Origin of the sequence: Geodermatophilus aquaeductus (genome assembly GCF_900182545.1) — a bacterium.
GTDB classification, from domain to species: Bacteria; Actinomycetota; Actinomycetes; order Mycobacteriales; family Geodermatophilaceae; genus Geodermatophilus; species Geodermatophilus aquaeductus.
In genome coordinates, this window is the sequence record NZ_FXTJ01000025.1 from 1 (window position 1) to 3,218 (window position 3,218).

A 3,218-nucleotide genomic window follows, 5' to 3' on the forward strand; every position below is an offset into this window, starting at 1 on the left:
ATCGGCTACCGCGGCTACCTGGGGCTGGACAGCGGCGATCCGCAGTCGGTGTTCACCCTGGACCAGCGGCAGATCGACGTCGGAGCGCTGAACCGGATCGGCGAGGCCAACCTCAGGGTCGGGCAGAGCGCGACGTTCGACGACGGCACGGTGGTGCGCTTCGACGGGTACCGGGAGTTCGCGGCCCTGCAGGTCTCGCACGACCCGGGACAGGTCGGCGTCCTCATCAGCGCCCTCACCATGCTGCTCGGGCTCATGGTCACCCTGCTGGTGCGCCGGGAACGGGTCTTCGCCCGCATCACCGGGGCGCCGGCGGCCGAGGCCGGCGGCGGCCGGTCGGCGACGCTGTCGCTGGGGGGGCTCGCCCGGGGCGGCAGCGGCGAGCACCACGAGCGGTTCGGCGCCCTGTTCACCGGCCTGCTCGGAAACGGCCGGCCGGAGCCGGCCCGCGGAGCCTGAGTCGTGCCCTCCCGCCCGTCGCGCAGCACCGGCCCGGCTCCGGTCGCCCGGCCGACCCCGGTGACCGCCGGCCGGTCCCGGCTCCGCCGGCCGGCCGCGGCGCTGCTGGTCGCCGTCGCGCTGAGCGGCTGCGCGGCCCGCCCGCCGGCCCCGGCCGCGGACACCGGCGCTCCCCCGGTCGCGGTCCCCGACGCCGTGGCCGGGTGCGAGGCCCTCGCCGCCGACGGCGCCACGACCGGCGGCGCGGACGGCCTGCCGGCACTGCGCCTGCCATGCCTGACCGGCGGCCAGGAGGTGGCGCTGGAGGACCTCGGCGGCCGGCCGGTCGTGGTCAACCTGTGGGCGAGCTGGTGTGCTCCCTGCCGCGAGGAGATGCCGCTGCTGCAGGCGGCCTACGAGCGCCACGGCGACCGGGTCGGGTTCCTGGGCGTCGACACCGAGGACAGCCGCCCGGCCGCGGTCTCGCTGCTGACCGACCTGGGCGTGACCTACGCGCAGGTGGTCGACGAGGATAAGGCGCTGATGACCGCGCTGGCCGTTCCCGGGTTGCCGGTCACCCTCGCCGTCGCCGCCGACGGCCGCGTGGTGGACCGCCAGGTCGGGCAGGTGTCGGCGGAACGGCTCGAGGAACTCGTGACCCGACTGACGGACGACGCCCCCACACCATGACTCGGACGGAGCGAACAGCCCCGGCGGCCACTGCGCGTGAGCGGGCACCGGCGACGGCCCTCGGCGCGCGTGACCGGTGGCTGCCCGGCTGGCAGCGCCTGGTCGGCGGGGTGGCGGCCGGTGCACTGCTGGCGGGCAGCATGCCACCGCGGTCGGCGTGGTACCTGGCGCCGGCCGGCGCCGCCGCTCTCACCTGGGCGCTGCTGGGTCTGCGGTGGCAGCAGCGGCTGGTCCTGGGCGCAGTCACCGGCCTGGGCTTCTTCGCGCCGACCCTGTCCTGGCTCACCGACTTCCACCCGGCCGGCTTCGCCGCCGTCGTGGTGCTCGAGGTGACGCTGTTCGCCGCGGCGATGCTGCTGGTCGCGCCCGGCCGGGGGCGCTGGTGGACGGTCCCGGCGGCGCTGGTCGCGCTGGAGGCGGTGCGCGGCCGGTTCCCGTTCGGCGGCTTTCCTCTCCCGGGGATGGCTCTCGGGCAGCTCGACGGCCCCTTCGCCGCGGCCGCACCTCTCGGGGGCTCCCTCCTCGTCGTCGGGCTGACCACCGGCGCCGGAGCGGCAATGACCGCGCTCGCCCTGGCCCGCCGGCGCGTCCGCACGCTGGTGCTGGTCGCAGCACTGGCAGCAGTCAGCGCGGTAGGCGTCGCCCTCGCTGCGCCGGACCGCGCACCGGCCGGCCAACTACGGACTGCCGTCGTGCAGGGCGGCGGCCCCCGCGGCATCCCCGCCGTCGAGGCCGACGAGCAGGCGGTCACCGAGCGACTGTTCGACGTCAGCGACAACCTGCCGGCCGATCTGGACCTGGTGCTGTGGCCGGAGAGCAGCCTCGTCGTGACCGGACCGGTGACCGACACCGCCGAGGCCGAACGGGTCGCGGCACTCGCCCGGCGCACCGGCGCCACCGTCGTCGCCGGGGTCACCGAGTCGGAGTCGACGACCTTCCGGAATGCCGCGGTCGCCTGGGGACCGGACGGTCGCATGGCGGACCGCTACGAGAAGGTCCACCGGGTGCCGTTCGGGGAGTACATCCCCGCCCGCGGCCTGTTCGAGCAGCTCTCGGACATGACCGCGCTCGTCCCCCGGGACGCCGTCCCCGGCCGCGGTCCGGGGCTGCTGGACACGCCCGCGGGGCCGCTGGGCGTGGTCATCTCGTATGAGGTCTTCTTCTCCGACCGCGCCCGCGCCGCCGTCACCGCCGGCGGCCAGGTGCTGCTGGTACCGACCAACGCAGCCTCCTACACCACCGAGGAGGTGCCGGCCACCGAGGTGGCGGCCGCGCGGATGCGAGCCCGGGAGATGGACCGCGCCGTCCTGCAGGCCGCACCGACCGGGTACACCGCGATCGTGCTGCCCGACGGCAGTGTCGCCCGGCAAGGAGAGCTCGGCACGCCGGAGCTCCTCATCGCCAGCGTCCCGCTGCGCACCGGACTCACCCCCTACGCCCGGACCGGCGACCTCCCGGTACTGCTCGCTGTCGCGTGGGCTGTGATCGCCGGGCCGACCATGCGCGTCCTACACCGGAGAGACCGGGCGGTCGGCACGTGACCGGACGCGCGCCGATCCTCGCGGCGGGTCGGGTCCGTGGCCGCCTGACGGGAGCGGCCGGACGAGGATTGCCCGACGGCCAGCGGTATCGCCCAGTCCCCAGAGGCTCGCCCGCGAGCATCAGGCGAGGAAGTCGCCTTGTACGCTACTGAGGTGCTCAGCGGCCACGGGTCCGGCGGTCAGTCGTGACCGCCTCCGTGCCGCCCCGCCCGCGCTGGACCGCGGGTGTCGGCCCCTCGGCGGCGCACGTCCGGTGCACTGGCCGACGATCCCGCCGGCGCTTCCCTTGTTGAGCCGGAGGACTCTGCTCGCGGTCGCGACCGCGGTGGCCTCGGCGGCACTGGTGGGTTGCTCGGCCGGCGACGTGGACGAGGTGCGGCCCGGCGAGCAGTACGAGTTCACCGGCGCCACGCCGACGGCCACCGTGCTGGACGAAGCAGCTCGAGCCCCGGCACCGACCTTCGACGGTGAACTGCTGGACGGCAGCCCGTTCGAGTCCTCCTCGCTGGCCGGCGACATCGCCGTCATCAACTTCTGGGGCTCGTGGTG

The 3,218-nt window shown here is 75.6% G+C and carries 4 protein-coding genes; all 4 read left to right on the plus strand.

Translation table 11 applies throughout. From position 1 onward, the window contains the following. A partial coding sequence (locus FN207_RS26015; RefSeq protein ID WP_142461357.1) for a cytochrome c biogenesis ResB family protein occupies nt 1-459 on the plus strand: 459 nt, incomplete at its 5' end. 3 nt (nt 460-462) lie between these two features. Further along, nucleotides 463-1,128 carry a TlpA family protein disulfide reductase gene (locus FN207_RS26020; RefSeq protein ID WP_246066387.1) on the plus strand — a complete coding sequence of 222 codons (666 nt, stop codon included), beginning with the start codon at nt 463-465 and terminating at the stop codon, nt 1,126-1,128. Nucleotides 1,129-1,238: 110 nt separating this feature from the next. Continuing rightward, entirely contained in the window at nt 1,239-2,669 is a 1,431-nt protein-coding gene (lnt, locus tag FN207_RS26025; RefSeq protein WP_246066389.1) for an apolipoprotein N-acyltransferase, read from the plus strand. 289 nt (nt 2,670-2,958) lie between these two features. After that, nucleotides 2,959-3,218 (plus strand): TlpA family protein disulfide reductase (locus FN207_RS26030; protein WP_425459862.1); only part of this gene is annotated, 260 nt, incomplete at its 3' end.